The sequence below is a fragment of the Cupriavidus sp. GW823-FHT06D04 genome, assembly GCF_058795055.1.
Map to the genome: position 1 here is coordinate 15,434 of NZ_JBXAHL010000035.1, position 26,015 is coordinate 41,448.

23 protein-coding genes and 5 pseudogenes are annotated in these 26,015 nt (G+C 63.2%); 11 read left to right on the forward strand and 17 right to left on the reverse strand.

Annotated features, from left to right (window positions below):
- Positions 1 to 75 precede the first annotated feature (75 nt).
- Complete coding sequence (locus AC1Q7H_RS30795; RefSeq protein WP_084187518.1) at positions 76 to 423, forward strand: YkgJ family cysteine cluster protein; 348 nt, start codon at positions 76 to 78, stop codon at positions 421 to 423.
- 285 nt (positions 424 to 708) lie between these two features.
- On the opposite strand, the gene AC1Q7H_RS30800 is transcribed toward AC1Q7H_RS30795, so the two are convergent.
- Positions 709 to 1,134, reverse strand: coding sequence for an ACT domain-containing protein (locus AC1Q7H_RS30800; protein ID WP_153955587.1), 426 nt, complete (start codon positions 1,132 to 1,134; stop codon positions 709 to 711).
- Between the two features lie 526 nt (positions 1,135 to 1,660).
- Positions 1,661 to 2,521, reverse strand: coding sequence for an MBL fold metallo-hydrolase (locus AC1Q7H_RS30805; RefSeq protein WP_211982861.1), 861 nt, complete (start codon positions 2,519 to 2,521; stop codon positions 1,661 to 1,663).
- A gap of 84 nt (positions 2,522 to 2,605) precedes the next feature.
- Here AC1Q7H_RS30805 and AC1Q7H_RS30810 point away from each other — a divergent pair, with 84 nt between their 5' ends.
- From AC1Q7H_RS30810 to AC1Q7H_RS30830, 5 genes are all read left to right on the forward strand, one after another.
- Positions 2,606 to 2,938, forward strand: coding sequence for an ArsR/SmtB family transcription factor (locus AC1Q7H_RS30810; RefSeq protein ID WP_013959517.1), 333 nt, complete (start codon positions 2,606 to 2,608; stop codon positions 2,936 to 2,938).
- Positions 2,932 to 3,366: a YeeE/YedE family protein gene (locus AC1Q7H_RS30815; RefSeq protein WP_035825887.1), complete on the forward strand. Its 435-nt coding sequence runs from the start codon at positions 2,932 to 2,934 to the stop codon at positions 3,364 to 3,366. Before AC1Q7H_RS30810 ends, AC1Q7H_RS30815 begins: the two co-directional genes overlap by 7 nt.
- A 1-nt stretch (position 3,367) precedes the next feature.
- Positions 3,368 to 3,799: a DUF6691 family protein gene (locus AC1Q7H_RS30820; RefSeq protein WP_041229097.1), complete on the forward strand. Its 432-nt coding sequence runs from the start codon at positions 3,368 to 3,370 to the stop codon at positions 3,797 to 3,799.
- Positions 3,800 to 4,143: 344 nt separating this feature from the next.
- Entirely contained in the window at positions 4,144 to 4,722 is a 579-nt protein-coding gene (locus tag AC1Q7H_RS30825) for a hypothetical protein (protein WP_492382103.1), read from the forward strand.
- A 200-nt stretch (positions 4,723 to 4,922) separates the two neighbouring features.
- The gene (locus AC1Q7H_RS30830; protein ID WP_492382104.1) at positions 4,923 to 6,044 is read left to right on the forward strand and encodes a M24 family metallopeptidase; all 1,122 of its coding nucleotides are present in this window, start codon (positions 4,923 to 4,925) and stop codon (positions 6,042 to 6,044) included.
- A gap of 3 nt (positions 6,045 to 6,047) precedes the next feature.
- Here the strand turns inward: AC1Q7H_RS30830 and AC1Q7H_RS30835 are convergent, their stop codons facing one another.
- From AC1Q7H_RS30835 to AC1Q7H_RS30850, 4 genes are read right to left on the reverse strand one after another with little or no spacing between them, the layout of a single operon-like run.
- Entirely contained in the window at positions 6,048 to 7,235 is a 1,188-nt protein-coding gene (locus AC1Q7H_RS30835; RefSeq protein WP_153955589.1) for an efflux RND transporter periplasmic adaptor subunit, read from the reverse strand.
- Positions 7,236 to 7,241: 6 nt separating this feature from the next.
- Entirely contained in the window at positions 7,242 to 9,587 is a 2,346-nt protein-coding gene (locus tag AC1Q7H_RS30840; RefSeq protein WP_492382105.1) for an ABC transporter permease, read from the reverse strand.
- 14 nt (positions 9,588 to 9,601) lie between these two features.
- Positions 9,602 to 10,354 (reverse strand): ABC transporter ATP-binding protein, encoded by a 753-nt coding sequence (locus tag AC1Q7H_RS30845; RefSeq protein ID WP_153955591.1) that lies wholly within the window; start codon positions 10,352 to 10,354, stop codon positions 9,602 to 9,604.
- A 6-nt stretch (positions 10,355 to 10,360) separates the two neighbouring features.
- On the reverse strand, positions 10,361 to 10,801 hold the full coding sequence (locus tag AC1Q7H_RS30850; RefSeq protein WP_492382106.1) for a universal stress protein: 441 nt from the start codon (positions 10,799 to 10,801) through the stop codon (positions 10,361 to 10,363).
- A gap of 71 nt (positions 10,802 to 10,872) precedes the next feature.
- Here AC1Q7H_RS30850 and AC1Q7H_RS30855 point away from each other — a divergent pair.
- Positions 10,873 to 10,932 (forward strand): annotated as a pseudogene (locus AC1Q7H_RS30855) (PEP/pyruvate-binding domain-containing protein); the annotation flags it as partial.
- A 198-nt stretch (positions 10,933 to 11,130) separates the two neighbouring features.
- Here AC1Q7H_RS30855 and AC1Q7H_RS30860 read toward each other — a convergent pair.
- From AC1Q7H_RS30860 to AC1Q7H_RS30900, 9 genes and pseudogenes are all read right to left on the reverse strand, one after another.
- The gene (locus AC1Q7H_RS30860; protein WP_153955616.1) at positions 11,131 to 12,393 is read right to left on the reverse strand and encodes a TolC family protein; all 1,263 of its coding nucleotides are present in this window, start codon (positions 12,391 to 12,393) and stop codon (positions 11,131 to 11,133) included.
- A 47-nt stretch (positions 12,394 to 12,440) separates the two neighbouring features.
- Positions 12,441 to 15,578: an efflux RND transporter permease subunit gene (locus AC1Q7H_RS30865; RefSeq protein WP_492382107.1), complete on the reverse strand. Its 3,138-nt coding sequence runs from the start codon at positions 15,576 to 15,578 to the stop codon at positions 12,441 to 12,443.
- Positions 15,578 to 16,651, reverse strand: coding sequence for an efflux RND transporter periplasmic adaptor subunit (locus tag AC1Q7H_RS30870; RefSeq protein ID WP_153955594.1), 1,074 nt, complete (start codon positions 16,649 to 16,651; stop codon positions 15,578 to 15,580). The genes AC1Q7H_RS30865 and AC1Q7H_RS30870 overlap by 1 nt, the downstream gene beginning before the upstream one ends.
- A 394-nt stretch (positions 16,652 to 17,045) precedes the next feature.
- Positions 17,046 to 18,419, reverse strand: a complete 1,374-nt coding sequence (locus AC1Q7H_RS30875; protein ID WP_153955595.1) for an ATP-binding protein — start codon at positions 18,417 to 18,419, stop codon at positions 17,046 to 17,048.
- Entirely contained in the window at positions 18,416 to 19,084 is a 669-nt protein-coding gene (locus tag AC1Q7H_RS30880; protein WP_153955596.1) for a winged helix-turn-helix domain-containing protein, read from the reverse strand. The genes AC1Q7H_RS30875 and AC1Q7H_RS30880 overlap by 4 nt, the downstream gene beginning before the upstream one ends.
- 27 nt (positions 19,085 to 19,111) lie before the next feature.
- The gene (locus tag AC1Q7H_RS30885) at positions 19,112 to 19,432 is read right to left on the reverse strand and encodes a hypothetical protein (RefSeq protein ID WP_492382121.1); all 321 of its coding nucleotides are present in this window, start codon (positions 19,430 to 19,432) and stop codon (positions 19,112 to 19,114) included.
- The gene (locus AC1Q7H_RS30890; protein WP_492382108.1) at positions 19,345 to 19,842 is read right to left on the reverse strand and encodes a cytochrome b/b6 domain-containing protein; all 498 of its coding nucleotides are present in this window, start codon (positions 19,840 to 19,842) and stop codon (positions 19,345 to 19,347) included. Before AC1Q7H_RS30890 ends, AC1Q7H_RS30885 begins: the two co-directional genes overlap by 88 nt.
- A pseudogene (locus tag AC1Q7H_RS30895) lies at positions 19,814 to 20,161 on the reverse strand (diheme cytochrome c); the annotation flags it as partial. The gene AC1Q7H_RS30890 and the pseudogene AC1Q7H_RS30895, both read right to left, overlap by 29 nt.
- Positions 20,162 to 20,517: 356 nt before the next feature.
- Positions 20,518 to 20,796, reverse strand: a pseudogene (locus tag AC1Q7H_RS30900) (IS4 family transposase); the annotation flags it as partial.
- Between the two features lie 418 nt (positions 20,797 to 21,214).
- Between AC1Q7H_RS30900 and AC1Q7H_RS30905 the strand changes: the two are divergent.
- The 3 genes and pseudogenes from AC1Q7H_RS30905 to AC1Q7H_RS30915 all read left to right on the forward strand — a co-directional run.
- Positions 21,215 to 22,378, forward strand: a complete 1,164-nt coding sequence (locus AC1Q7H_RS30905; RefSeq protein WP_153955599.1) for a porin — start codon at positions 21,215 to 21,217, stop codon at positions 22,376 to 22,378.
- 345 nt (positions 22,379 to 22,723) lie between these two features.
- Positions 22,724 to 23,638, forward strand: a complete 915-nt coding sequence (locus AC1Q7H_RS30910) for a hypothetical protein (protein ID WP_211982843.1) — start codon at positions 22,724 to 22,726, stop codon at positions 23,636 to 23,638.
- A 121-nt stretch (positions 23,639 to 23,759) separates the two neighbouring features.
- Positions 23,760 to 24,488 (forward strand): annotated as a pseudogene (locus AC1Q7H_RS30915) (DUF3300 domain-containing protein); the annotation flags it as partial.
- A gap of 348 nt (positions 24,489 to 24,836) precedes the next feature.
- On the opposite strand, the pseudogene AC1Q7H_RS30920 reads toward AC1Q7H_RS30915, so the two are convergent.
- Positions 24,837 to 25,108, reverse strand: a pseudogene (locus AC1Q7H_RS30920) (hypothetical protein); the annotation flags it as partial.
- A 3-nt stretch (positions 25,109 to 25,111) separates the two neighbouring features.
- Between AC1Q7H_RS30920 and AC1Q7H_RS30925 the strand changes: the two are divergent.
- Complete coding sequence (locus AC1Q7H_RS30925) at positions 25,112 to 25,249, forward strand: anion permease (RefSeq protein WP_153955601.1); 138 nt, start codon at positions 25,112 to 25,114, stop codon at positions 25,247 to 25,249.
- 192 nt (positions 25,250 to 25,441) lie between these two features.
- Here the strand turns inward: AC1Q7H_RS30925 and AC1Q7H_RS30930 are convergent, their stop codons facing one another.
- Complete coding sequence (locus tag AC1Q7H_RS30930; protein ID WP_492382120.1) at positions 25,442 to 25,999, reverse strand: GNAT family N-acetyltransferase; 558 nt, start codon at positions 25,997 to 25,999, stop codon at positions 25,442 to 25,444.
- Positions 26,000 to 26,015: the final 16 nt, after the last annotated feature.

Genomic DNA, 26,015 nt, shown 5'->3' on the forward strand with positions numbered 1-26,015 from the left:
CAGTTGGGTTGAACGTAGCGCACGACCTTCCGCTACCTCGGCTCGCTACTGACCTACTGCTTGATACCTGCACCAATGAATAGTCAAAAGATCAGATTTCTTCGCTCACGAATTCCCAAGTTCGAGTGCACCCCTGGATGTCATGACTGTTGTGGCCCTGTGACAACCTCAACGGAGGAAATGTCGAGGCTTCCCGTCAAGAGCGATGCTGAGCACGAAACTGCGCTGGCAAACCTAAGTTGCCCTCATCTTGGTACCACGGGATGCAGCGTGTATTCGGAGCGCCCATTGATTTGCCGCTTGTTTGGAACGACCCCAAGGCTTGCCTGCCCGAACGGAAACCGGCCGGACAAAATGATCGATCCGGACATTGAACAACAGATTCAGCGCTTCTTTCTAGAGACACGTCACGTGCTGGTCTGACTGAGGCAAGAGGCCACAGCCGGTAGGCAACAACGGGGCGCAGGCAATTCGCTATCGTAACGCGCGCATTGCGCAACAGAGCCAACGGTGGCTGCCGGCAATGCCGGTGGTATCTGGGGCCTCGGGCCACAGACCAAGTAGGCGCTGAATGAGACCGGGCGACAATCTGGTCTGTCGCGCGGGGCGTTCGCCAATCGAATCCGAGGCGTTGTGCACGTCGCGCGAACCGGGCACTCGACGCCTCTCGATACCTATCGCGAGCGCATCATTTCTGAACGCGCTCCTTCAAAGAACGGCTTTGAGGACGTCCGCTGCCCGGTTCGCCTCTGCTTGCGAGTCAACGGCCACGTACGCGACGAATTGCGTACCGATCACCGCCGCTGAAAAGCCATGGAGGTTGATCCCTGCTTCGGCTAGGTCCTCGGTCATTGCAACGGCAAGCCCCGGCTGATTGCTGCCCTGGACTCGAACACAGTGCTGCTTCCGCGCGATATTGAACCCTGCCACGGCCGCCGCCACCATTTCCCGATCTCCCTGCAGCGGTGTGACAAACACGAGGCATTCGCCAGGCCTGTCTGGACTGCGCCGTGCAATGATGAATTGCAGGTCGGCCCCGACATCGCGCAGGGTCGTCAAGATCGCGGCCAGGCCGCCGGGCTTGTCCGGAATGCTCGCCACCCAGACTTCCACTTGTTCCACGAGCAGTTCCATTGTCGCTTCTCCTAGCCCTTCTCGTTCGGTGCAAGCGGCCGCTTCCCGTATCGGCTGGTCATCCAGCCGTGGCGCACCATCCATTGAATGGGTGCTCAGCGAGTAGCCGTCTTCTTGGAGCAAACGGCGGACGTGTCTCGATGCCATCGCTTTAAGCGGTAGACCAGCACGGGGATCTTGCTATGGGTCAGCACCTTCAGCGACGTCAGTGGCAAGATGCACCACATGATGATGCACCAGAACTGGATGCAGCCGCGCCAACCTTGAGGACTACCGCGGGCGATTACGCTTGCATTTCTGCAAAAGACCGGCCCAGTCGACGACGTCGGTCAGTCTCAAGGCTACTGATTCGAAGTCAGGACCAGCGAACATATGCGTTTGCCTGTCCCCTTCATGCAAATGATAGTGCTCCTCAGATGAAGAGAGTTGATGAAAGACAATACCTGCCTCAACTCGGACTGGTCCACGCCAATCGAGGCGTAGCTCTCATGCGCCACTCATCGGTAAGGTCGGTCACAAACCTGACTCAGAGGACGTTTAGCGGGATCTTTAAATAGCGAACGCCATTCGCATCGGGCGGCGGCAACTCCCCGGCTCGGATATTGACTTGCACCGACGGCAGAAGCAGCGTGGGCATCGCCAGCGTCGCATCGCGCGCCTGGCGCATGGCCACGAACTGTTCCTCGCTCACGCCGTCATGCACGTGGATATTGCCTTCGCGCTGAGCGCGCACCGTCGTTTCCCATGCAGGCCCGCGCCCCTCGGGCGGATAGTCGTGACACATGAAGAGCCGTGTATTACTCGGCAGGTCCAGCAGCTTGCGGATGGAGCGATACAACTCGTGCGCGTCGCCGCCCGGGAAATCGCAGCGAGCCGTGCCGACGTCCGGCATGAACAGCGTATCGCCCACAAAGACCGCATCACCAATCTGGTAAGCCATGTCGGCGGGTGTATGTCCTGGCACATGAATCGCCCTGCCGGTCAGGCCGCCGACGGCAAACGTCGCTCCGTCGTCGAACAGTTGGTCGAACTGCGACCCGTCGAGCCGGAACGTCGGTTCCAGATTGAAGAGTTTCTTGAACACCCCCTGTACACGGCGAATGTTCTGGCCTATTGCTATCTGGCCACCCAGGCGGCGCTTCAGGTATGGCGCGGCAGACATGTGGTCGGCGTGCGCATGCGTCTCGAGAATCCACTCGACACGCAGTTCGTGCGCGCGCACAAATGCAATGACCTTATCAGCACTTGCCGTAGATGTCCGCCCCGCCTTGGGGTCGTAGTCCAGCACTGAGTCGATGATGGCGCACTCGGAGCGCCCCTCCTGAAAGACCACGTACGTCACGGTCCAGGTCGCAGGGTCGAAGAACGGCTGGATAGTCGGGTGCACGCTCGCCTCCTTGGATGCAGTGCATTCTATTCACATACATTCTATTGTTTCATATAATATTAACAAGCAAAATGTAACCGACCTATGGACCAACCCCACTCCGCCATCGACCTCGCCAGCATGCAAGTTGCAGCGGCGCAGGCCTGCGCCCTGCTCAAGGTGCTTGCCAATCCGGATCGCCTGCTGCTGATGTGCCGCCTGTCCCAAGGCGAGCTGTCTGTCGGTGAGCTGGAGGAACAGCTCGGCATCCGGCAGCCGACGTTGTCTCAACAGCTCGGTGTGCTGCGCGAGAACAGCCTGGTGGCGACGCGCCGTGACGGCAAGAGCATCTTCTATTCGGTGGCGAGCCCCCAGGCGCTTGCCGTCATGGCGGTCCTTTATGAACAGTTCTGTGCCAACCAGGAGGCGACATGCTGATTGACCTCGCTAACTTCACGCCCGGCCTGTCACTGGTCGGCGGGCTCATCATCGGTGTGGCAGCCGCCGTGCTGCTGCTGTTCAACGGCCGCATTGCCGGCATCAGTGGCATCTTCGGCGGCCTGCTCAGCCTGCCTCGCAAGGACATGGCCTGGCGCCTGACCTTCCTCGCTGGCCTGGTTGGCGCTCCTGTGATTGCGAGCCTGCTCGGCAAGCCGGCCATTGCGGATATTCAGGCAAGCTGGGGCGAAATCCTGGCCGCCGGCTTCCTGGTCGGCCTTGGCACCCGCTACGCCAGCGGCTGCACCAGCGGCCATGGTGTGTGCGGCATCTCGCGCGGCTCCATCCGCTCGCTGGTCGCCACCCTCACCTTCATGGTGGCGGGATTCCTGACTGTTTTCGTGCAACGGCACCTGATTGGAGGGTGATATGACCGCCATGACTGCACTCCTCGCAGGCTTGCTATTTGGCATTGGCCTGATGGTCTCCGGTATGGCCAACCCGGCCAAGGTGCTGGGCTTTCTTGACCTTGCAGGAACCTGGGATCCGTCCCTCGCTTTTGTGATGGCCGGTGCCATTGCCATTGGCTCGCTCGCCTTCCTCATCGCCAAACACCGCAAGCGCTCCTTCCTGGGGCTGCCTGTGCAACTGCCGGCCAGCACGACCGTAACGCTGCGGCTGGTCCTGGGCAGCGCCGCCTTCGGCGTCGGCTGGGGTCTGGCCGGCTTCTGCCCTGGCCCCGCGCTGGTTGCCCTGGGCGCTGGCTATCCGAAGGCTATTGGCTTTGTGGCAGCAATGGTTGCTGGCATGCTCGTGTTCGAGGTCGCGGAGCGCGCCAAATCAAGCATGCAACGGGCGTAGGCACGCCAGCACTGGCAGCGAAGTGCCGTTGGATAGAGGTGTGGCAGAGGAACAAACAATCCGCCGCAGGGCTGGCGCCGACGGGCGAAGTGGCGCTTTGCACGGTTCCTCCTGACTTGCCGCCCTCATAGTCAAATTCTAGGTATTCCGCCCCGGATGTGTTCCTGGCCAACATGAGGGCATCAGCAAATGCTCTGCGCAGATTGCTCCGGCGCGCAGACCAGCACATCGATGGGACTGAACGCCCGGTACACCCATCGCTTCGTTGATCCCAATCAACTCAAATCCCTGACCGCCGCATACCTTGGACTAGGAACTGTCATGTCTTCTTAGGAGGATCTCCCATGTCCACCAACCATCGCCTCTCCACCCTTATCACTGCGGCCTTCGTGCTCGCTTGGGCGCCAGCAGCTTTCCCGGCGTCACCGGCTACCGGCACGGAGCATGAGCAGCACCATCCTGAAAAACAACAAAATATGCCTCCGGTCGTAGTCCCCGGAGTTTCCAGCGATGCAAGGCTGGACGCCCAGGTTGCCCACCTGCGTGCCATCAGAGAGCGGCTTGCGCGGGCCAAGACGCCGGAAGAGCGCCAGGCCCTCTTGGCTGAACGCCATCAGGTCATGCAAGATGCAATGGCCATCATGCAAAAGGACATGATGAAGATGGGCGGCCCTGCTCGTATGGCTCCTGGCAAAAGAGTCGCCAAGGGAAACGCCCCATCAAATCAAATGCAGATGTGCCAAGACATGGCGGGTAGTCACATGGCGTTCATGCAGGAAATGATGCAGACGATGGCCAACGACCAAGGCATGGGCCCGGGCATGGGCCCGGGCATGGGTCCGGGCATGGGTCCGGGCATGGGTCCGGGCATGGGTCCGGGCATGGGCCCGGGCATGGGTAGAACGATGGCGCCAGGCGGATGATTGGTCTAGCCGTAAGGTTTGGCCCTCGCGCGGACCGATCCCGTTGGACCGGCGACCTGCCAGCCCCTTGCCGTCCGGCCGTGCGCGCTTGCGACAGCAGTCCCGCTGCAGCAGCAGAACGGAGTGAGCGTCTGCGAAGCTTTCAGCGTAGCGTCGCCGGCGCCGAAGCGTGTGGATATGCCCGAAGTGAGGATCACATCATGGACAAGCCGGTCTTTGATTACGCGGCCCGTTGGCAGCGCGCGGCGGCTTTGATGGAGCAGCAGGACGTCGACGCGCTGCTGCTGATGAAACCTGCAAATCTTGCATATTTCACTGGCGACGGTCGACCTTGCGCGCTGGCGCTGCTGACTCGCACGCTGCATTGTGTTGTTGCCGTGCCGGCTTGTGATCTGGCCAGCATTCGTCGCACTTCCGTCGCAACCGAGCTTCGCTCTTTCCAGAGCGAAGTCGAGATGTTCCACGGCTTCCGCGATGTATTAAAGGAACTCGACCTTACACAAGCAACGATTGCCATCGAGAAGAACTTTTTCGACGCCGCCTTATATGAAGTCTTTGTTGCCCACATCCTACCGAAAGCCCATGTTGTATCCGCTACACCAATTGTTTCGCAACTCCGCATGTTGAAGGACGTGGCCGAAATGTCAAGCATAAAGGCTGCCGCTAAAGTAGCAGACTCGGGGATGGATACGGTTTCGCGTGCGCTGCGGCCGGGGATTCGGGAAATCGAGATCGCCGGTGAAGCAGAATTCGCCATGCGAAAGGCTGGCGCCGAGGGATGGGCATCGGTAACGTATGTCGCCTCCGGCTGGAGAGCGGCGATGGCTCACGGTCCTGCATCCCGGAAAACCATCGCACCCGGAGAAGTCGTTCAGGTCCACCTCGCTCCAATTGTGGACGGATACACTGCAGACTTATGCAGGACGTTTCTTGTCGAGCCGATAGCTACTGACGCGGCGAAGGCATTGAGAGCCTACGTTATGGCGCAGGAGCGTGGAATTGCCGCGGCAGTCCCCGGGGCGGATCTGATGGGCATTGACGGTGCGATGGCCGCCTCGCTCGAACACGAAGGTTATGGGGACAAGTTCCTACGCCCTGTGTTCCATGGTATCGGGATCGAACATGAAGAGGCTCCCATCCCGGGCGGTCATGCAGTTGTCCATGGCGAGCAAAAAGTCGATCATGTGATGGCGGGTATGGTACTCGGCGTCGGAAACTGCGGCATCTATCGCGAAGACTACGGTGTACGGGTCGAGGACACGATTTGGGTAAGCGAAGAAGGTCCGGTTCCCCTGACATGCTATCCGAAGCTCATTCACTGAAGGCTACGGAATGCTGCGTTCGATCACGCGCTGGCCGTCCGCCAGGTTGTTCGATGGATAGCGGATCAACTGGAGGCCCTCGGGCAGCGGATCAAGCAATTCGGCCTCCTCCGCATTCCTGTGACCGATTCGCACTTCGCGCCGTGCCGCGCGGCCATTCACGACCGAGAACACGCACCATGACGCCGTGTCGCACCGGAAGATCGAACTGACCGGGATTTTGAGCGCATTCTCTGCCCGCCATAGGCGGATCCTGGCGATCACCCGAAAGCCATCTCCCAGCTGCGCAGGCGGTTCGATCACGTCAATAATCACATTGGTCCGTTTTTCCTCGATGCCGAGGACCGATATCTTGGTGAAGGCATGCGGCTCGACCCGCCGCACGATACCGCGGACCTGCGAGTCGCCGCCCCAGCCGTCAATATGCACGGGCATCCCCGCTTGCACCTTCACCGCTTCGGTGGACAGCAGTTCCGCCACGATCTCCAGGTCGTGCGGATCGCCGAGCGTCAGCAACGGCGTGCCTGCGCTCACGATCCGTTCACTGCGTTCGGGCAGTTCCAGCACCGCCCCTGCGACAGGGGCCGTCACCGCGACCATGGACGAGGACCCGCCCTTGAGCTCGCGCAATGCCAGCATGCCGGCCTCGGCCACCCGGACCTCCTCCAGTGCTGCGCTGGCCCGTGCCTGCGCCGCTGCCAGTTCATTGCCCGCGGTAATGCCAAGATTGGCGGCCTGCTCGCCCGCTTGCGCCGACAGGAAGCGCTCGCGCACCAGGCGGTCGATCCGCTGCCGCTCGCGCTGGGCTTGCGCATAGTCCTCGGCAGCGTGTCGGACCCGTTCCAGCGCCTCCCGATGCATTGCCCGCGCGGCGGCCACCCTGGCCCGCACCTCCTCCTGCTCCCGCGCACTCAGCGGCAATGGCGCCAGTTCGGCGAGGACCTGTCCGGCCTCGACCAGGTCGCCTTCGCGCAGTCCAATGCGCATCAGCCTGCCGCTGACCGGCGCCGTCACGACAAAGCGCTCCTTGCTTCGGGTCTCGCCCTCCTCGCTGGTCGTGACCTCGAGCGGGCCGCGCACGGCCTGCACCGTGTCAACCACCAACGGCGCAGGCATCAGCAGGTAGGCGGATTCGGCGATCAGCCCGATGGCGACGAGGACGATGGCGGCCGTACCGCCCGACAGGCGCATGGCGTGCTACTCCCGCGTCTTCAGCACAGCGACCAAGTCAAGGTGCTGGAGGCGCCGCAAGGCAAGCAGGCCTGCCACGAGCGCGGCGCACGCTGCGGGCACCATGGCGAAGATGAGCGTGGTCCGCTCCAGCACAAGCGGAATCCGGAAGGCATCCCGATCGAACACCGGCACCAGCAGTGCGCAAAGGCCATAGCCTACGGCGATGCCGAACGGTAATGCCGCGGCCGTCAGCAGCGCCTGTTCGCCAATCAGGATGGTTGCGACTTCGCCCAGCGAGAAGCCCAGGACTCGCAGGCTCGCCAGCTCGTTGCCGCGCTCGGAGAGCGCTATGCGGATATTGTTGTAGACCACGCCGGCGACGATGACCGAGGCAAACCCCGCCAGGACCAGGCTCGAAATGACGAAGGTACGATCCAGCGTATTGCCGATGCTTTCCAGCACCGCACTGCGCACGATGACGGAGCTGATCGCCGGCAGGCGCTTCAGCCTCCTGTACAGCGGCTCCGCCATCCGCGTGTCGATGCGCAGATGGACGCCACTGATGGCGGGGCTTTCGCCGAGGTGCCGCGACAAAGCCTGGCGCTCCACATAGGCGCCAAGGCCTAGCAGGTCGTCAACGGTCGCTGTCACCGGCAGGGTGAAAACGTTGCGCCGGCCCTCCAGCAACGCCACCTCGACCCGGTCGCCGACTTGCAGGTGCAAGGCCGCTGCCAGCCTGGCGGAGATGACCACTCCATCCGCGCTGACCTGCTGGCGCCCCATGGTATGGCCGACCACCTCGTGCAGGTCCGAATCGGCGTCAAGGCCCGTGAGTTCCACCCGCTTCGCGCGGTGGCCGTGGCGTAGCCAGACCGGGGCAACCCGAAAGCTTTCAGCTCGCAGGATGCCGGGCAGCTGCACCACGTCGAAGACGGCGGCGGCGGGTTGTGGGTCGGTGAAGATCAGCGTCACGTCGTCGTGCTGTGCCCGGCCGAACTGCAATGCGAGAATCTGGTTCACCCCGTCCAGCCCGAACCTGCCGACCACCATCAACCCGACGGCCAGGGCGATCCCCATCATCGAAAGCGCGGCCTTGCCCGGCCGCCGGGCAAGGTTGCGGAGGATCAGGCGCAACGGGATCGGCATCGCGCGCAGCAGGCCGATGCGATCCAGCAGGCCCGCGCGGAAACCCTCGGGCAGCTCTGGTCGCATGGCTTCGGCGGGCGGCAACCTGGTCGCGCGCCACACCGAGGCGCCGGCCCCAACCGTCGCCGCCGCTGTGCTCGCCAGCACGGCCAGCACCAGCGCGCGCGGGCTGAGCTCGGCCTGCAGTTGCGGAAAGTGGAAGTACTGGCGATACAGAGCCACCATCAGCTGCGCCAAATAGAAGCCTCCCGGTATCCCGGCTGCGATGCCGACCCCGACGGTGACAAGTCCGAACCGCAGGTACTGAAGGGCGACAGTGCGATCTGCATAACCGAACGCCTTGAGCAAGCCGATCTCGGCGCGCTGGACGGTTACGAGTCGGCTCAGCAGCGCGTACAGGAGGAATGAGGACACCGCGAGAAACATCGCCGGCACGTACGTGGCGGTGATGCCGATCTCGGCGAGCTCGTCGGTCAGGAACCGATGGGACAGCTGGTCCTCCCTGCCGTAGGCCCCGAGGCTGCCGTAGCGCGCCAGCAGGCGGTCGAGCGGGCCGATGACCTGGCGCGCATCCGCGCCTACGTCGAGCGTTAGCGCCACATCGTTGAACGCGCCCTCCATGCCGAACGCTGATGCAATCGCATCCCGACCCATCCACAGCACGCCGAAGCGGCGGTTATCCGGGAACACCATGCCCGGGCCGACTTCATAGACATATTCGGGGGATATTCCGATGCCGACCACTTCCAACTGCCGTTCGCGCCCGTTAAGGATGGCTGCGACGCGGGAGCCCACCTCCAGACCGTTCGCGGCAGCAAATGCGGCGCTGGCCACGACCTCGCCCTCCCGGGCGGGGCTCGGATAGTTTCCGTACAACAGGAAGAGCGCGTTTGCCACTGGCACGCCGGTGGCCGGCAAGGAAACCAGCCGCAGGGTGGCGGGCTCGCTGAAGCCTGGCACATCGCCGGTCACGTCGCGCACGATCCGCGTCTCGACGCCCCTGACGCCTGACAGGGCACGAATCTGGTCGGCGACACCCCCCGGCGCACGCTTGACATTGGCGAACACATCAGCAAATCGGTGGCTGGCGTAGTAGCGCTCCTGCGCGATCGCCAGTGACTGCCAGGCGCCTTGCATCCCGACCAGGACGGCGATGCCGCAGGCAACCACCAGCGCGGCGGCGATCACCTGCCCGCGCAGCCGCCATAGGTCGCGCCCCAGCATTTTCGTTCGGACGCTTACCATGACAGCTCCGAGGGGCTGGCGCGCGTGGCATGGCGCTCGATGCCGGTGATGCTCCCGCTGCTGATATGAACAACGCGGTCGGCCATCGCCGAGATCGCTGCATTGTGCGTGATGACCACGGTAATAGCGCCCAGCTCGCGGTTCACCCGTTCCAGCACCTCAAGCACCAGCTTTCCCGTGCTGTAGTCGAGCGCGCCGGTTGGCTCGTCGCACAGCAGGATGTCCGGGCGCTTGGCCACAGCGCGCGCGATGGCCACGCGCTGTTGTTCGCCGCCGGAGAGTTGCGCCGGAAAGTGATCCTTGCGCTGCACCAAACCCACCATGCCGAGCGCACGCAGCGGCTCCAACGGGTGCAGGGCGATCTCTGTGACCAGGGCGACGTTTTCCAGCGCGGTGAGACTGGGGATCAGGTTATAGAACTGGAAGACAAAGCCAATGTGCTCACGCCGGTAGCGAGTCAGGCCCGTGTCATCTGCCTCGGTAAGGTCGTGATCGCGGTACACCACCGTCCCGGTACTGGGCCGGTCCAGGCCGCCGAGGATGTTCAGCAGCGTCGACTTCCCGCTCCCCGAGGCACCCAGCAGCACCACGAATTCGCCACCGAACAGGTCGAGGTCGATGCCAGCCAGCGCGCGGACCTGGATCTCGCCCATGTCGTAGGTCTTACCGACGTTCCGCAGCCGAAACAGCGGCTCGCGGCCGTTCGCGGTGCCGTTGCCACTGCCTGTCGGGATGACGGCGTTCATCCGCGCCTACGCTGGCGTGGCCTTCGGCTTGATCAGCACCACCGGGCACGGCGCATGCGCGATCACGCGGCTCGCAACCGAGCCCATGATGGCGTCCAGGAACGCCCCGCGTCCATGCGTGCCCATGATGATGGCCTCGGCGTCGACCGACTGCGCGTATGCCACGATGCGCTCGGGGGCGAACCCTACCAAGCCGTGCCAGGCCGTTTGCACCCCAGCTCCCTGCAGGATATCAATTACGGATTTCATGACCCTGGCGTTCTCGTCGGCATGCCAGGCCTCGATGTCTTGCTTGTTGATGTAGGACTTGACCTCGCCGGACACATCGGGCACACAGTGCACGACATGCACGCACACGTCCTCCCTGAACAGCTTCCGACTCGCCACGAATTGCGCAGCCGCATCGCTAAAGGCCGTTCCGTCGGTCGCCAGGACAATATTCTGCATCGCACCCTCCGCATTACATGCGAAAACGTCATGGGTATGAATCCCTATTCGGCCTCACGCTTTAACCATTCCGTTCGAGCGCGACCGCCGAGGATTTGCCGGATGCGAGTTTCGCCGGACAACAGGAAACCGGAGATCTCGCGCATATGGCATACCACCGCCTACCCGAAGTTGCCCTTCCATCGGTCGAAATGGACTGTACACCATACGCGGCGGGCGTAATGTAATATCCAGCGCATCAGGAAAGGCTCTCGGAGCCGGCGCAGCACTCTCGGCCGAACAGCACTAGTCCGCCGGCATGGCTGCTAGAACCGGCATCGGCCAACGCTTCAGTCATCAAAGTCCCACAGTTGATGCAGATCCAGTCGTAGCCGACTGTCGGCCTCCAGCGTATCAACCACGACCGCGCGCTCAGCCAGCATGGTGTCGGCCAACGCGCGCCGAATCATCAATAGCTCGCTCAAGCTGGTTTCACCCGCTTTGTAGGCGCGCCCCGTGCGCTCGGCAGCACTGCGCTGTAGTGCAAGCGCCTCGGACAGCGCCTTGGCGGCGGCCCGCTTGCCCTCCAGGCCACCGTATAGCACCTCGAACTCGGCACCGATCCGACGCTCCACCGCCACGCGGCGGCGGGCTGCCGCCTCCGCGTCGGCAGCGGCGGCCACTGCCACCGAACGCCGGTGCGCGGAGCCAAGCGGCATGCTGACGCTCACGCCCGCGATCCGCTCCGCACCGCCGCGCTCGATGGTAACGAACACGCCCACTGTCGGGTCAGGCTTGCGCTCCAGATCGCTGCGCCGGGCCTGCCGCTGCGCTTGTGTTTCCTCGGACAGGGCGAGGCGAAATTCATGGCTGTCCTCCACATAGCGATTGCGCAGCGTCCCGGTAGGGTCATCCGGCAAGGGCTGCAGGCGAGCGTCGGCAGGCAGGCCACCGGGTATCCCAAGGTTCGGAAAGCGCGCCCGCAACTCCGCTTGCGCTGCCGCTTCCGCCGCCCGCGCGCTGGCCAGTGCCGCCGCGGTACGGGCACGCTCGGCCAGCAGGAGTTCATGGTCCATGCGCGCCGCGTCGCCCAACTGGACGCGCCGTGCGGTGATGGTTGCCAGTTCGGCGGCAAGCCTGTCATTGCCCTGCGCCGCCAGCTGTACCTGCTGCGCGCGCAGCGCTCCGAACCACAGCGACAGAATCTGCCGCGAGACTTCGTGGCGCGCATCCATCACCGCAAGCTGGCCGGACTGCGCCGTCGCGTCCGCCAGCGCGCCATCGGCGTCGGCCTTGCCCCATAGCCGCAACGGCCGTTCCAGCGCCAATTGTCCTTCGGCATACCGCTCGGACGGCTCCCGCACCTGACGGCCCTGCCCGGTCGCGCGCACCACGGCCTCGGCGGTGCCGGCACGGATGCCGGCCGCGCGGGCCAGCACGGCGTCGCGACGAGCCTCGGCCATCTGTACATCCGGCGACTGGCTGACAGCGTCGCGCACGGCGGCTTCGCCGGGCAGGATGCCGGCCTCCTCCGTTATGGCAGCCTGCGCCCTCGCGGCGCCAGTCATTGCGGCGGTTGCAGATATAACGGCGATCGAGGACGCTACGGTCATGGCAGTAGCCGCGACAAGCGTGCGTATCGTGTTTTTCTTCACGCTATTCATTGCGTCTCCCCTTGTTCCATGCGGGCTCGACTTTCCTGGCGCGAACGCACCACACCGAATCGCTCGAACAGAAGCGGCAACAGCAGCAAGGTCAGTGCGGTCGAGCTAACCAGTCCTCCCGAGACAACGATGGCCAAGGGGCGCTGGATCTCCGAGCCCGGACCGCTTGCCAGCAGCAACGGGATCATGCCCAGCGCGGTGATGCAGGCGGTCATCAAGACTGGCCGCAAGCGATCCCGCACGCCCGTACGCACGGCCTCGGCCACCGGTCGCCCTTCCTCCAGCAAGGTATTGAAATGCGAGACCAGCACCACACCATTGAGCACCGCAATGCCCAGCAACGCGATAAAGCCGACCGAGGCCGGCACTGAGAGGTATTCACCTGCCAGCCGCAGCGCGGCGATACCTCCCACCAGGGCGAAGGGAATGTTCGCGATCACCAGCACCGCCTGGCGGACCGAGCGGAAGGTCAACATAAGCAGCAGGAAGATGGCACCCAGCGCCAGCGGCACCACCAACGCGAGACGCGCGGCCGCACGTTGCTGGTTTTCGAACTGCCCGCCCCAGACTATACGCAAGCCCTTGGTCAGGCTGGCAAGGCCCGCAACCGCAGCTTGCCCCTCCTGCACGAAGCCGGTCAGGTCGCGCCCTTCCACGCTGACCTGGATTACCGCGAATCGCTCGCCGTCCTCATGATTGATCCGTACAGGGCCCTCCACGCGCTGCACCTGCGCCAGCGAGGTCAATGGCCACACTTTGCCATCGGGTGCCGTCACTTGCAGGCTGGTGAAGGTTTCAGGCATCTGACGCAGGCTCTCGCCGCCCCGCAGGATCAGCGGGGTGCGCACCGTGCCCTCCGGCACGATACCGATCCGCTCGCCCTCCACTTGCGCGCGCAGCAACGCCTGCAGCGCATCGCCGGAAAGCCCGGCGCGGCCGACAGCGGCGCGGTCCAGCGCAAGCGTGAGATACTGCACGCCCTCGTTGCTGGGCGCTATCACTTCGGCGGCGCCGGGGACTTTGCGCACGCGTGCGGCGATGGCCTGCGCAGCGGTATCGATGGCACCGAGATCAGTGCCGAACACCTTGATCGCCACGTCACCGCGTGTGCCCGTCAACATTTCCGAGACACGCATCTCGATCGGCTGCGTGAAGCCGTACACCACGCCCGGGAAGCGCTCCATGACGCGGCGAATGGCAATGGCGATGTCCTCCTTGCTGCCGCGCCACTGGTCCTTGCCCTTGAGCACGAGGAAGGTGTCGGTTTCGTTCAGCCCCATCGGGTCGAGCCCGAGATCGTCCGAGCCGGAGCGTGCCACGATCGAGCGGATCTCCGGCACCTCTGCCATCAGCGCCTGCTGCACCCTCAGATCCAGGTCCACCGAGGTCCCCAGTGACACCGAGGGCGCCTTCTGCAACTGCACGATCAAGTCGCCTTCATCCATGGTGGGCATGAAGGTCTTGCCCACTGACAGATACAGCGCCACAGCCAAAACCAGAGCCACCCCCGCCGCGGCGAATACCGTGCGACGGTGTCCGGTGCTCCAGTCCTGCAGGCGTGCGAATCCGCTGGCGACCTTGCGCATCACATAAGGCGCCTCGTCGGCATGGGCGCGTAGCAGCAGCGATGCCAGCGCTGGCACCACGGTGAACGCGATCAGCACCGAAGACGCCAGTGCCAGCACGATGGTCAGTGCCACCGGCACGAAGAGCTTGCCCTCCAGGCCCTCTAACGACAATAGCGGCAGGAACACGATAGCGATGATCGAGACCCCGGCCAACATCGGCACAGCCACGCCGGCCACAGCATGGCGGATCACCGCGCCGCGCAGCGACGGATCGCTCTTGTGCCCGTACGAGCGCGCCAGTGCAGACTCAATGCCCTCCACCACTACCACCGACGCGTCCACCAGCATCCCCAGCGCAATCGCCAAGCCGCCGAGGCTCATCAGGTTGGCAGTCAGGCCCACGTAGCGCATCAGCAGAAAGGTGGCCAGCATCGACAGCGGTAATGTGGCTGCCACCACCAGCGCCGCGCGCACGCCGCCGAGGAACAGGTACAGCGTCACAACCACCAGCAGGCTGGCTTCGATCAGCGCGTGCACCACCGTGCTGGCGGCACGCGTAACCAGCTCGCCGCGGTTGTAGAACACATGGGTGGACATGCCCTGGGGCAATTGCGGGCGGAGCGCGTCCAGCCGGACCTGCACGGCGGTGACTAGCTGGCGGGCATCGGCGCCACGCAGGCCCAATACCAGGCCTTGCACCGCCTCACCGCGACCGTCCTTGCTGACCGCGCCGTTGCGCGTGGCTACGCCGAGCCTGACAGTGGCCACATCACCCACGGTTACTACAGGCATGCCGCTGCCTGAAATGGGTGAAGCAGAGGACGAAGCAACTGCAATCCGCCTCAAGTCTTCCACGCCGCGCACACCGCCTTCCACGCGCACCACCCAGTTCTCGTCGCCCTGCACCACCCTCCCGGCACCGTCATTGCGGTTGTTCGTGTCGAGTGCCTGGCGTAATTGCTCCAGCGTAACCGCTCTGGCACGTAGCCGTGCGGGGTCGGGAATCACCTCAAAGCTGCGCACCTCGCCGCCCAGTGCGTTGACATCCGCCACGCCGGGCACCGTGCGCAGCGCCGGGCGGATCACCCAGTCGAGCACCCGTCGGCGTTCTGCAAGGGAGAATGCATCGCCCTCGACCGTGAACATGAACATCTCGCCCAGCGGCGTGGTGATGGGTGCCATCCCGCCGACGGCGTTGGCCGGCAGGTCGCGCAGCAGGCCGGCGAGCCGCTCGGACACCTGCTGGCGGGCCCAGTAGGTATCCACGCCCTCCTCGAAATCGACCGTCACGTCGCTGATGCCGTACTTGGACACAGAGCGCACGATGGTCTTGCGGGGGATGCCGAGCAGCTCTTGCTCGATCGGCGTGGACACGCGTTGCTCGACTTCCTCCGGCGTCATGCCGGGAATCTTCAAGATGACCTTGACCTGAGTTGGTGAGATATCCGGAAACGCATCGATTGGCAGCTTCGTGTAAGCCCACGCCCCGGCCGCCGCCAGCACGCAGGCAGCGATCAGCACCAGCGCCCGCTGGCGCAGGGAGAATTCAACTAGGCCGGCCAGCATCACTGAGCCCCCGCCAACATGCCCTTGAGCGCGCCCACGCCGGCAACCGCCACGCGTGTGCCTGCCGGCAGCGCGCCACGGACGGTCGCCGCGGCCTCGTTCACGGCCTCGATCACCACTGCCTGGTAGCGTACGCCCGTCTTGGTTGCCACGAACACACCGGGCATGCCGCGCCAGTATGTCAGTGCGGTGGGGGGTACCCCCACGCGGCCTGCGCCAGTGGCGTCTGGCGTTCCGCGCAAGTGCACGATTGCATTGACGCTTTCGCCAGCCTGCAAGCTGCCGCGCTTGTCCAGCACGGCGCGCACGCGCACGGCTGCGGTGCCGTCGCTAACCGGCACTACGCCGGCCACCTGGCCGGTGGCGCCGCGCTGGCGCACTTCAACGCGCTCGCCGCCAGTCGGGGCTGGCATGTCGCGGCCAACAAGCAAGTCCAACTCCAGCGCGGTCGGATCGACAACGTGAAACAACGGCGCCGCCCCGTCCACGCGCGTGCCGGGCATGGCATTCACCTCTGCGATCAGGCCCGCCCGGCCTGCGACCAATTGGGGCTCGCCTGAGCCACCGGAGAATACGATGCCCGTAGCAGCCATTTCGGCCTCGCGTGCGCGCACCGTGGCGGCCGCCTCCGTGGCGCGCGCTTGTGTGGCCTGCCAGCGGCTGCCTGAAATAATACCGTCGTCATGCAAGCTGCGGTCCCGCGCCAGCGCCTGCCGTGCCAGGTTTGCTTGCGAGCGCGCCTCGGTCAGCGCACGTCCGGCTTCGAACAGTTGCGGGCTGGCAAAGGTGGCCAGCGGCTGGCCGGCGCGCACCGGCTGGCCGATTGCCACCAGCACGCGCGAGACCATTCCGGGGTACGGCGCGGCCACCACGTACTGCGCATCGGGCTTGAGCACCACGCGTCCGCTGGCGCCGATTTCGAGCTGGGCTGCTGCGATCACCGGGCTGAATCGCACACCGAGCGACTGGATCTGGGCGGCGGACAGGACCAAGGCTTGCGCGCACGCGAGGCTATGGGCAAACAGTGTCGATGCGACAAGCGTGCCAACGACAAGACTTTTAGGATGAAACATTCCTGACTCCAGTGCAGGATGAAAACATTCGACGCGCCTTGACCCAGAGCGCGAGCGCGTACTGCCAGAATGGCTAGCGGGAGATCAGGAAGTAACTGCGTTGCTCCTCACGGCGACATACATTTCCACTCTAAGTGACCATGTATTTTTTTCGATTTGCATTCCGTCTCCCGCGCTAGTTGCGCCAACAAGAGGCCAGCACCTTCGCACTAACGCCTTGAACATTCCCAACTGCTATCGTTGAAGCTACATCGGACGCCGGACCCGCCCTTGATGCAAATCAACCCCATGACATGTGCTTGCAGACGCCCACCCCTACGATTTGGCCCCGGACACCGGGTGCGTCCTGTTCATTCCATGCTGGTCACAACGCATAAAGACCAGAGAAGCACTCTCAACCGGTTTGGCGACCGCCCTGGCCACTGACGTGAACTGCGAGTCCGCCCAATGCCGCCGACCGATTGACCTCAATTTCCAACTGGTGAACTGCCGCAATGCGTCGTACGATCGACCAGCCGAGCCCGCTGCCGCTCTCGCCGCTACCAGGAACCCGAAAGAACCGCTCCCCAAGTCTGCGGGAGTCGGTCTCAGCGAGACCGGGTCCGCTGTCTTCAACAAGCAACTCAACTCGCCCGGCGTGCTGCAGCACGCTCACCCTCACCCGCGCAAAGGGCGGACTATATCTCAGCGCGTTGTCGACCAGATTACGAGCCAGGGCGACCAACAGCGCCTCGTTGCCGGGAAGGCTGCAGGGTTCGGTGGCTTCGAACTCTAGACTCTGATTCTTGCCAATCGCCCTCGGTGCCAGTTCGGCCACCACCTGCTGAACCAGTGTCCGCAGGTCGACTTCTGCCAAGGTGGGGGTTGCGTTGGCTTCCAGCCTCGACAAGGTAAGCAACTGCTCCACCAGTCGTGTAGCGCGGTCGCAACCGTCCAACGTGCGCCGAAGCGCGTCTCTTCGCAAAGCATCGTCGGTCTCGCCCAACGCTACCTGCGCTTGCACGCGGATTGCCGCAATCGGTGTACGCAGTTCATGCGCAGCGTCTGCGGTGAAGCGACGTTCCGACTCCAACAGCTTACCAATGCGCTCGAACAGGCCGTTCAGCGCATTCACCATGGGCACCATTTCGGAGGTGATGCCTTCAACCCTTACCGGGTGCAGCGCTTGCGCAGGGCGTTCCGCAAGTGCACGCCCGAGTCGCCGCATCGGTTTGACGCCCTGGTACACCGCCCACCAGACCGCCAGCGCCAGCAATGGCAGCGCCAGGGCCATCGGCCACAACGTACTGTGCAGCACAGCCCAGAGAATTGAAGCCCGCGAACTCGCTTGCTCGCCCACGTAGACCTGTACGTCCCGCTCTCCCCCATGCGTAGCGAAAACGCGCCACGTGAGGCCTGCAATCTGCACCGTCGCAAATCCCGTCTTGAAGCCCTTGTCTCGTTCGACCAGCGCCACCGCCGGCGCGTTAGCAGATCGAAGCGCGAGACGCCCTTCGTGAAAAACCTGAAATGCGACTTTGGGAGCGTATCGGTGGAGGCTGGGCGCGTCGATGCCCTCGCCGTCCCTATCTATCTCATGCATCTCATGCGTTTGCTGCACCACCAGTAACGCAGCGGCCTGAGCCAGGTGGCTATCAAGCAATTCGTCGAGTTCGTGCCGAGCGTCGAACCAGGTCATCGCCGCAGTGGCCAGCCATACAGTTACCACCACGGCGAGGACCAGCGTGACCAGCCGGCCTTGCAGCGAAGCAGGTGGCCCATTATTCATTTTTTGGAATCGCGTGGAAGGATGTAGCCAACGCCGCGCACCGTATGGATCAAAGCAGCCCCAAGCTTTCGCCGCAGATTGTGAATGTGCACTTCGATTGCATTACTTTCCACTTCTCGCCCCCAGCTATACAAATGCTGCTCGAGTTGCTCACGTGAAAGTACCTGGTCGGCATGTAGCATCAGCACATGCAGGAGATCGAACTCGCGAGCGGACAGCGCGACAGACTCGCCCTCTAGCTGCACGGTTCTGGCGGCCGGATCGAGAACGACGTCTCTTATGCGCAGGCGCTCCTGTGGCTGTCCGTGTGCGCGGCGTATCAGCGCGCGCAACCGCGCGGCTAGTTCATGCAGATCCACCGGCTTGATGACATAGTCGTCAGCACCAATATTGAGCCCCCGGATACGATCCGGCACTGCGTCGCGCGCGGTCAGCACGAGGACAGGCACGGCGCTGCCGGCCCGCCGGACCTCAATCAGGACATCCATGCCATCTTTGAGCGGCAGACCGAGATCGAGCACTGCAGCCGCGTAGGGATGAGCGCGCAACTCGCGCTCTGCGGCTTCGCCGTCGCGCACCCAGTCCACATGAAAGCCGAGCTGCCGCAGCCCGGCTCTTAGGCCTTCTCCTATCAGCGGGTCGTCTTCGGCAAGCAGGATGCGCATGGTTAATAGTCTCTCATGGGATAGCGCTTAATCGTTATCGTGATCGCCGCCCCTCGCCGGGACCGCGGAGCGCTCGGAGAAGGAGAAGCCAGCGCCGGGCTGAACGCCGTTCCACTGCAGCCACCAGAACGTCAGCACCGTCAGGAGCATCAGGACGGCGACGCTGCGCCAGGCCCTGCGAACGCCGTCATCCGGCCTACCGGGCTTGCGCCCCGTCACCATGGCACCCACCTGGTTTTCGCGATGCAACCAACTGGCAATCAACACGCCGGCGACGTGAACGCCGACAATCCCCAGCATGAAATTGGCTGCCGCTTCGTGAATGTCTTCGACCCAGTGGCCGACCATTTATAGGTTAACCAGCCCGAAGCGGTGACGACGAGCCCTAGCCCCAGCAGCGCTATGATGGCAAGCGCACCGGCCGGGTTATGGCCCGCATAGTGCTCGGGCGCCCCGCACAGCAGTCCTCGGAGATAGGCCTTCACCTGCCTGGGGCCGCGGACGAAGTTTGCGAAGCGGGCATGCCGGGAGCCAAAGAGCCCCCACAGAAGGCGAAAGACCACCAAGCCTGCCATGGTGTAGCCCAGCGTTACATGCACTACCCGCCAGCGCTCACTCTCAGCGGTAAGGTAAGCCCCGGCAAAACTGAGCACCATGAGCCAGTGGAAAACGCGGACTGGAGCGTCCCAGACGAGGATCCTGCGGATTCCCTGCCCAGCTGTGTCGGGATTAACGGCGGATGCGGACGTAGTGCTCATTGAAGTCTCCTTGATCAGCGCGCGCGAGGCATGCGGTACAGTTGGCCGCAGTCTTCACCACCGGGCGAAGCCGGATCGATGAAGGGATCTCATCGTGCTTTCGGATAAACCAGCCAGTATGGGTGATAGGGTCTTCTGGTGGCATTTCGCGAGCGGCCCTGTAGATGCCAGCGTTTTCAGTGAGCCATCCCGCAAGCCCCTTTACTGTTGCAGCCTCAAGCAAGGCATCCGTGCCATAGCGGTGCGGTAGGCTATTCATCAAACGCAGCCAGGAACGAGATGGCAGCATCCCGGGTGGGTAGGGCACGTGGCAGGCCGCGCACTCCTGCTGATGGCAGCACTAAGCAATCCCATCGCAGCGGCGATGGATCGAAGAAAGGCTATGGATCTTGGCGCTAGCATCATGGCAACTCCTTGATTGCCATGATGCCGCCGAATTCTTAGGGCTTTCTTAAGCCACGCCCCTCAACAACCGCTGCGCGTTGCCCCGTCAAGGCCGCCCCCACCTAGACCCTAGACTTGACGTTGATCAAAGCGACGAGGTAGGCCACCGTCTAGCCTTCCCGATTTGGCGACCCCCACGCCCGCGCGACAGACAGAAGCAATGAGGCACAGACACTCATGCTCACAACATCGATTTGCCTTGGGCGAGAATCTTGTCGAAAATCTGCTTCTCTCTTCCCGCAGTGCTTGAATGGTGAGCGCGGCGTCCATGGTTCGCTGCATGCCGATCCAGATCATCTTAGCGCCAGGCTCGCCATCGCTCTTGCGCCCAAGGAATCCATCCAAGGAAGCGACCAGCCGAATCATCTGATTGAGTGTGACCGGTGTCTTCGGGCGTGCCTTCTTGGCAAGCACGTATGCTCCCCGAATTTCATCCCAAGCCGACGCAGTTCCCCGTCGAAAACGCTGAACCAGTCGGAGAAGACGTCCGGCCGGCACCGAAATCAAAGCTTACCCCCTGGGTACGGCCTCCGAAGCAGGCCGCAGCAGCTCCGTGAGCACGACTCGTTCCACGCATTCCGGGACGCATCGGTCGTCTTCTGTTCCCCAAAAGCCAAGCACGGCAGCCCTCTTCCCGGATTCGGTTCTCCAGCCGGTGAAGTCGCTGTCGGTCGTCGCGCTCGAAGTTGTTCAGGCGCATGGGGGAAGTTCGAAGGCAGTGGCAGCCGGCTCTTGGCGTCGACTGTCTTAAATAGCCGACACCACTGCGTGTTTCCCGCGGTTTCCGGTCATCGGTTGCTGGCGGGAAACGGGCTTCGCTCCTAAGCTCGAACAGGCTGCCCGGCAGCATGTTGCAAGGTCAGGCATGCAAAGAATGAAGTTGTGGCTGGACCACCCAAAGCAATAAAGAGAAAGAGAGGAGAACACCATGTCACTGAAAAGGATGGCCCTGGCGACTCTGCTGGGATGGCCGATGGCAACCCTTGCGCAGTCAAGCGTCACGCTGTACGGCGTGATCGACGCCAACGTGGAATATGTCAACCACGCGGGCGTCGTGCCGACGGCCGCCAACGGATTCAACCCGGGACCGGGCAACGATGCCTACCGACTGACTTCCGGCGGACTTTCCGGCTCGCGCTGGGGCCTGCGCGGCAACGAGGACCTGGGCAGCGGCATCAAAGCTATCGTCGTGCTGGAAAGCGGCTTCGGCCTCGATACCGGCCTGTCGCAGCAAAGCGGCCGCCTGTTCGGCCGCCAGGCTTTCGTGGGCGTCCAGAGCGACCGCTTCGGGCAGGTCAGCCTCGGTCGGCAGTACACCTCGATGTTCGAGGCCCTGGCCAACTTCTCTCCAACCGCCTATGCCACGCAGTATGAGCCGGTCGTCATGCAGTCCGGCCCCAACTACCGCGAGGACAACACCATCAAGTACACCGGGAAGTTCGGGGGGCTGACGGCACTCGCGCACTGGTCCTTCGGCGCCGGGGTGGCCCTGCCCGCCTCGGTAGGGTTCCCCATCCCGATCGGCGGCAATGGCGAAGTCCCGGGGCAGTTCCGGCGAGACACCGCCTATGGCGGGGCACTGGCTTACACGTTCGGCCCGTTCGCCGCGACGGCCGGCTATGACCAGTGGAATCCCACAATCGGCACCGGCACCGGCATCATCAAGAAGGCCGTGGTAGGCGCCAGCTATGCGTTCGGCCCCGCCAAGATCATGGGAGGCTACCGCTGGGGCCAGAACAAGAACGCGGCCGATGTCCTGATCCAGCGCGATGACTTCTACTGGATCGGGGCCAACTACCAGGTCACGCCGGCACTCGCGCTCACGCTCGAGTACAACTACGACGACCTCAAGAACCTTTACGGCAACACGAGTGTAGCCAACCCGTGGCAGATCTCCTTCGTGGCCGACTACTCACTGTCCAAGCGCACCGATGTCTACCTGACCACGGCCTATGCTAAGAACGCCGGGTTGATGCTCGAGTCGCTCGCGACCTTCTATGCCAACAGCCTGTCGCTAGGTAACAGCTATGTCCTCGGCAACGGGCAGAGCAACATGTTCGGCGTCGCCTTAGGCGTCCGGCACAGGTTCTGAATGCGCGGGGAGGCCGGCAAGGCATCATCGAATGGAGGGGACTTCCCCGTCCCGAGGTCGCGGCGCAAGCCGCCAGCTGGTTCGGAAGTGCCATGATGGCATGTCGAAGTCGCATCACAACCAACGAAGGGGAAATTCCCTTCCATCCGACTAGTACAAAGCCTTGATACTTTCAACTCCGATCTTTCGTTGCACAGATCAAGGCCGTCAGCGACAAAAAACGGGCAGCACTGGGAGCCGGCAAGCCCCAAAACTAGCGCACGAAAAGGTTATCGTCGCAACTCTGCGTTGTCATTCTCTCGCCGGCACATGCATTGCGCAATGGATGATTGGGGGAACATAGCCATGGAAACAGCTCAAACCGCAGGTCGGCTCAGCGCAGGCGAAGGCAGGTGTCAACGCTTTGCGACCGGCGCGGCCGGGTATCTAATCACCTTTTTCCTCGCGGCGGCAGCTGGATCGGCGCAGGCTGCACCACCCGATCTGCCTGGTCCGACCGATAGCGATAGCTGGCAATTTGCCATTGCGCCATACCTTTGGCTGCCCAACGTCAGTGGAGACTTTCGCTTTTCCGGATCGTCATCGACCGGCGGCGGCAATCTCGACATCGGCACGGGGCCGGACAGCTATCTCCAGAACCTACAGTTCCTGCTGATGCTGCAGGCTGAGGCCAGAAAGGGCAACTGGTCGATCTTCGGGGATGCGATCTACCTCGACTTCAATCGCCAGGACACCACACTCAAATCGGTGACGGCGGGCAATGGCGCCCGCATCATCGTGCCCCGCGACGTAGCGACCGATGTGGGCAGCAGCATGACTGGGGGGATGCTCCAGCTTGCCGCAGGCTACAAGGCGTTACGCGCGCCATGGGGCAATATTGAGCCGTTCGGAGGCCTGCGCTATCTGAACCTGAGTGCGAGCGCGCATTGGACGCTATCCGCAACGTTCACGCAGCAGGGCGCGACGCTGGCGCAGCAAGGCAGTGTCTCGCAAACGGAAAACCTCGTGGACGCGATCTTCGGTGTGCGCGGTCGCTTCAACCTGAGCAGCAATGGCAGGTGGTACGTGCCGTATTACGTCGACGTCGGGATCGGGTCTTCCAGCTACACGCTGCAAGCGTCCGCCGGGGCGGCGTATGCGGCAAAGTGGGGCGATATCCACTTATCCTACCGCTACCTGACCTATGAAGTGAAGGGAGGCGAGCTGATACAACGGCTCACCTTTAAGGGTCCCATGCTCGGAGCGGTGTTTCGGTTTTGATCCGTTCTTGCCCCCATCGTCACGCCCAGGCTGCGAATGACATAGGCCGCCCGCTTCGCCTCGGCGACATCGGCGACATCGGCAACATCGACATCCTGATCAAAAATGCCGGGGTAACCGGATCGCGCTCTATCCCGATCCGCTGCTGTCACAGGTCCAGATGGCCTCCACCTACCCGCTGGAAGTCGCCCTCGCCGCGCGCTGGAGCAAGGCCCATCCGAACCTCAAGGGTGACGACGCAGTCAAGGCGGTACAGAACAAGTCCTGGGACGTCAGCGTAAAGTCGCTAGTGGCGTTTCCGCAGATCCTTGCGCCAACGGGCGACAAGCTGGACTGGACCCAGAAACTGGGGGATGCATTCCTGGCCCAGCAGAAGGAGGTGTTCAATGCCGTGCAACGCCTGCGTGTGCGCGCCCAGCAAGCCAGTCACCTCAAGTCGGGGCCGCAGCAGACCGTGACCGTGGAAACAGCAACCTCCGGCGAAGCCGCGCAGCAGACCATCGTGCGCATCGAGCCGGCGGATCCCCAGGTGATCTCTGTGCCGGTGTATGACCCGGCGATCGTCTACGGCGGCTGGGGCTATGCGGGCTACCCGTACTACTACTGGCCGCCCTACGCGCCCTACTACCCCGGCGATGCCTTCGTCGGAGGCATCGCATGGGGCATCGGCGTGGGCGGGGCCATTGCCTACGCCAGCAAGTTCGAGGGAGGCCGCTGGCAGCACGGCGCGCGGCACCGCCAGGGTGTTGCCTATCGCGACAATGCAACACGGGAGAGATACGGCAGGAGCATGGCCGATGCGGCGGGCCGCAACAACTTTCGCGGGCGCGATGCTACGGGGGCCGGGACCCTGGCTTCCAGGGCGTGGGCAGTGGCGGCAGCGCCGTGCAGCGTGACGTCAATTGCGGAAGCGCGAGCCTGCGTTCAGGCTCCGGCCGCGCTGGCGGCTTCGGCGGTGGCTTTGGCTGCGGACGAGGTGGCGGTGGAAGACGTTAGGGAACCATGCCCGTTTGGAGTGGTGTCGGTCGCGTTCCTCTGGTCGGCGGGTGGGCGGCCCGGCCCTGTTTGCATTCAAGGGACAGGCTTCTATGCCGGTGATTACGAGAACGCGCAGGACGCGGACATCATCGTGATCACCGCTGGCGTCGGTGTGAAGCCGGGGCAGACTCTGCAATGATGCCATCCACTGCGGGATCGCCAGTGCAATCGCGTGAATTCCAAGCGATCGTCCACGACTGGGCCCCGCCCTGATCACGACGGTCGTGCTGATCACCCTGCTGCTGCCTGTGCCAGAGGGCAACCAGATTAGCGGACTGTCGAAGGCGGTCAGCGCATCGGCGAGCGCCCCCTTGGACGAGATCGAGGTCACCTGCGACAACGAGCCATCTTTCTGACAACAATCGTTGCGAACGAGAGGACCACGATGGCCATCATCGCCATAACCCCGATCGGCATGACCTTCAGGATGACGTGGTGGCCATCCTGATCTCCCGCGGCGTGAAGAAGACGATGGGAACCTGGTGGCGCGTCGGTCTTTTGATGTGCGTGGTGGACCTGCTGATCCTCGCCGTGATCGGGAGTGTTTGGTGGAAGGTACTTGGCTTCTGGTGAACATGCAGCCGAACGACGCCCGATGAACCGCTCGTGATCATGCCATTCGACGCTCTGGCCCGACCATGCGTGGCGCCCGCTATGTCACCGACCCGGATAAGCCGCCGGACGCGTGGCACAGATTTTTGCTGGATCAGATCAAATGAAGGACAATGCAGCAAGACGCCTGCACCTATCTGCACCTATCTGCACCTAGCGTTTTCGCTCACTGTCTTGCAGCGCAAGGGTCACCACGCGTAGCGTGGCATCGTCTGGACATGCTAAGTCGGAAAATCCAAAACGTTTGGCCAGTCGCCGCATGCCGGTGTTCGACGATAAGACATATCCTTCCATGCATCGAAAGCCGCGGCTCCGAGCGATGTCGATCAGAGTGCCCAGCAGTCGGCGGGCCAAGCCAAGCCTATGCCAGTCATCGTCTACCGTTACCGCAAACTCGCAGGTATCGCTGCCCGGTGCTGCGGCGTAACGCGCACCACCCACAATAGACGACACCTTGTTTTCCGTGGCAATTGCCACCAGTGCGAACTCGCGCTCAACCGAGGGATGCGTCGCTTGTTCGAGCATCGCCTCCGGCAGCTGCTGCATGGCAGCCATGAATCTCGCGTAACGCGCATCTGCCGAAAGCTTGTTGAACGCCGCCAACAGGCCGGCCTTGTCATCTCCGGTAATCTCCCGCACTAGCACTTCTCGTTCATTGCACAGGGATACGTTGAACGGCACAAAGTTTGTCGCTTCAGACTTGTCTTGCATGGCAACGTTGTTGTAA

What these genes read in the sequence shown, in the direction of transcription:
- AC1Q7H_RS30795 (WP_084187518.1), top strand. Translation starts at nt 76, where the DNA reads ATGAATAGTCAAAAGATCAGATTTCTTCGCTCACGAATTCCCAAGTTC.
- AC1Q7H_RS30800 (WP_153955587.1), bottom strand. Translation starts at nt 1,134, where the DNA reads ATGGAACTGCTCGTGGAACAAGTGGAAGTCTGGGTGGCGAGCATTCCG.
- AC1Q7H_RS30810 (WP_013959517.1), top strand. Translation starts at nt 2,606, where the DNA reads ATGGACCAACCCCACTCCGCCATCGACCTCGCCAGCATGCAAGTTGCA.
- AC1Q7H_RS30815 (WP_035825887.1), top strand. Translation starts at nt 2,932, where the DNA reads ATGCTGATTGACCTCGCTAACTTCACGCCCGGCCTGTCACTGGTCGGC.
- AC1Q7H_RS30820 (WP_041229097.1), top strand. Translation starts at nt 3,368, where the DNA reads ATGACCGCCATGACTGCACTCCTCGCAGGCTTGCTATTTGGCATTGGC.
- AC1Q7H_RS30825 (WP_492382103.1), top strand. Translation starts at nt 4,144, where the DNA reads ATGTCCACCAACCATCGCCTCTCCACCCTTATCACTGCGGCCTTCGTG.
- AC1Q7H_RS30830 (WP_492382104.1), top strand. Translation starts at nt 4,923, where the DNA reads ATGGACAAGCCGGTCTTTGATTACGCGGCCCGTTGGCAGCGCGCGGCG.
- AC1Q7H_RS30835 (WP_153955589.1), bottom strand. Translation starts at nt 7,235, where the DNA reads ATGCGCCTGTCGGGCGGTACGGCCGCCATCGTCCTCGTCGCCATCGGG.
- AC1Q7H_RS30840 (WP_492382105.1), bottom strand. Translation starts at nt 9,587, where the DNA reads ATGCTGGGGCGCGACCTATGGCGGCTGCGCGGGCAGGTGATCGCCGCC.
- AC1Q7H_RS30845 (WP_153955591.1), bottom strand. Translation starts at nt 10,354, where the DNA reads ATGAACGCCGTCATCCCGACAGGCAGTGGCAACGGCACCGCGAACGGC.
- AC1Q7H_RS30850 (WP_492382106.1), bottom strand. Translation starts at nt 10,801, where the DNA reads ATGCAGAATATTGTCCTGGCGACCGACGGAACGGCCTTTAGCGATGCG.
- AC1Q7H_RS30860 (WP_153955616.1), bottom strand. Translation starts at nt 12,393, where the DNA reads ATGACCGTAGCGTCCTCGATCGCCGTTATATCTGCAACCGCCGCAATG.
- AC1Q7H_RS30865 (WP_492382107.1), bottom strand. Translation starts at nt 15,578, where the DNA reads ATGCTGGCCGGCCTAGTTGAATTCTCCCTGCGCCAGCGGGCGCTGGTG.
- AC1Q7H_RS30870 (WP_153955594.1), bottom strand. Translation starts at nt 16,651, where the DNA reads ATGTTTCATCCTAAAAGTCTTGTCGTTGGCACGCTTGTCGCATCGACA.
- AC1Q7H_RS30875 (WP_153955595.1), bottom strand. Translation starts at nt 18,419, where the DNA reads ATGAATAATGGGCCACCTGCTTCGCTGCAAGGCCGGCTGGTCACGCTG.
- AC1Q7H_RS30880 (WP_153955596.1), bottom strand. Translation starts at nt 19,084, where the DNA reads ATGCGCATCCTGCTTGCCGAAGACGACCCGCTGATAGGAGAAGGCCTA.
- AC1Q7H_RS30885 (WP_492382121.1), bottom strand. Translation starts at nt 19,432, where the DNA reads ATGGTCGGCCACTGGGTCGAAGACATTCACGAAGCGGCAGCCAATTTC.
- AC1Q7H_RS30890 (WP_492382108.1), bottom strand. Translation starts at nt 19,842, where the DNA reads ATGAGCACTACGTCCGCATCCGCCGTTAATCCCGACACAGCTGGGCAG.
- AC1Q7H_RS30905 (WP_153955599.1), top strand. Translation starts at nt 21,215, where the DNA reads ATGTCACTGAAAAGGATGGCCCTGGCGACTCTGCTGGGATGGCCGATG.
- AC1Q7H_RS30910 (WP_211982843.1), top strand. Translation starts at nt 22,724, where the DNA reads ATGGAAACAGCTCAAACCGCAGGTCGGCTCAGCGCAGGCGAAGGCAGG.
- AC1Q7H_RS30930 (WP_492382120.1), bottom strand. Translation starts at nt 25,999, where the DNA reads ATGCAAGACAAGTCTGAAGCGACAAACTTTGTGCCGTTCAACGTATCC.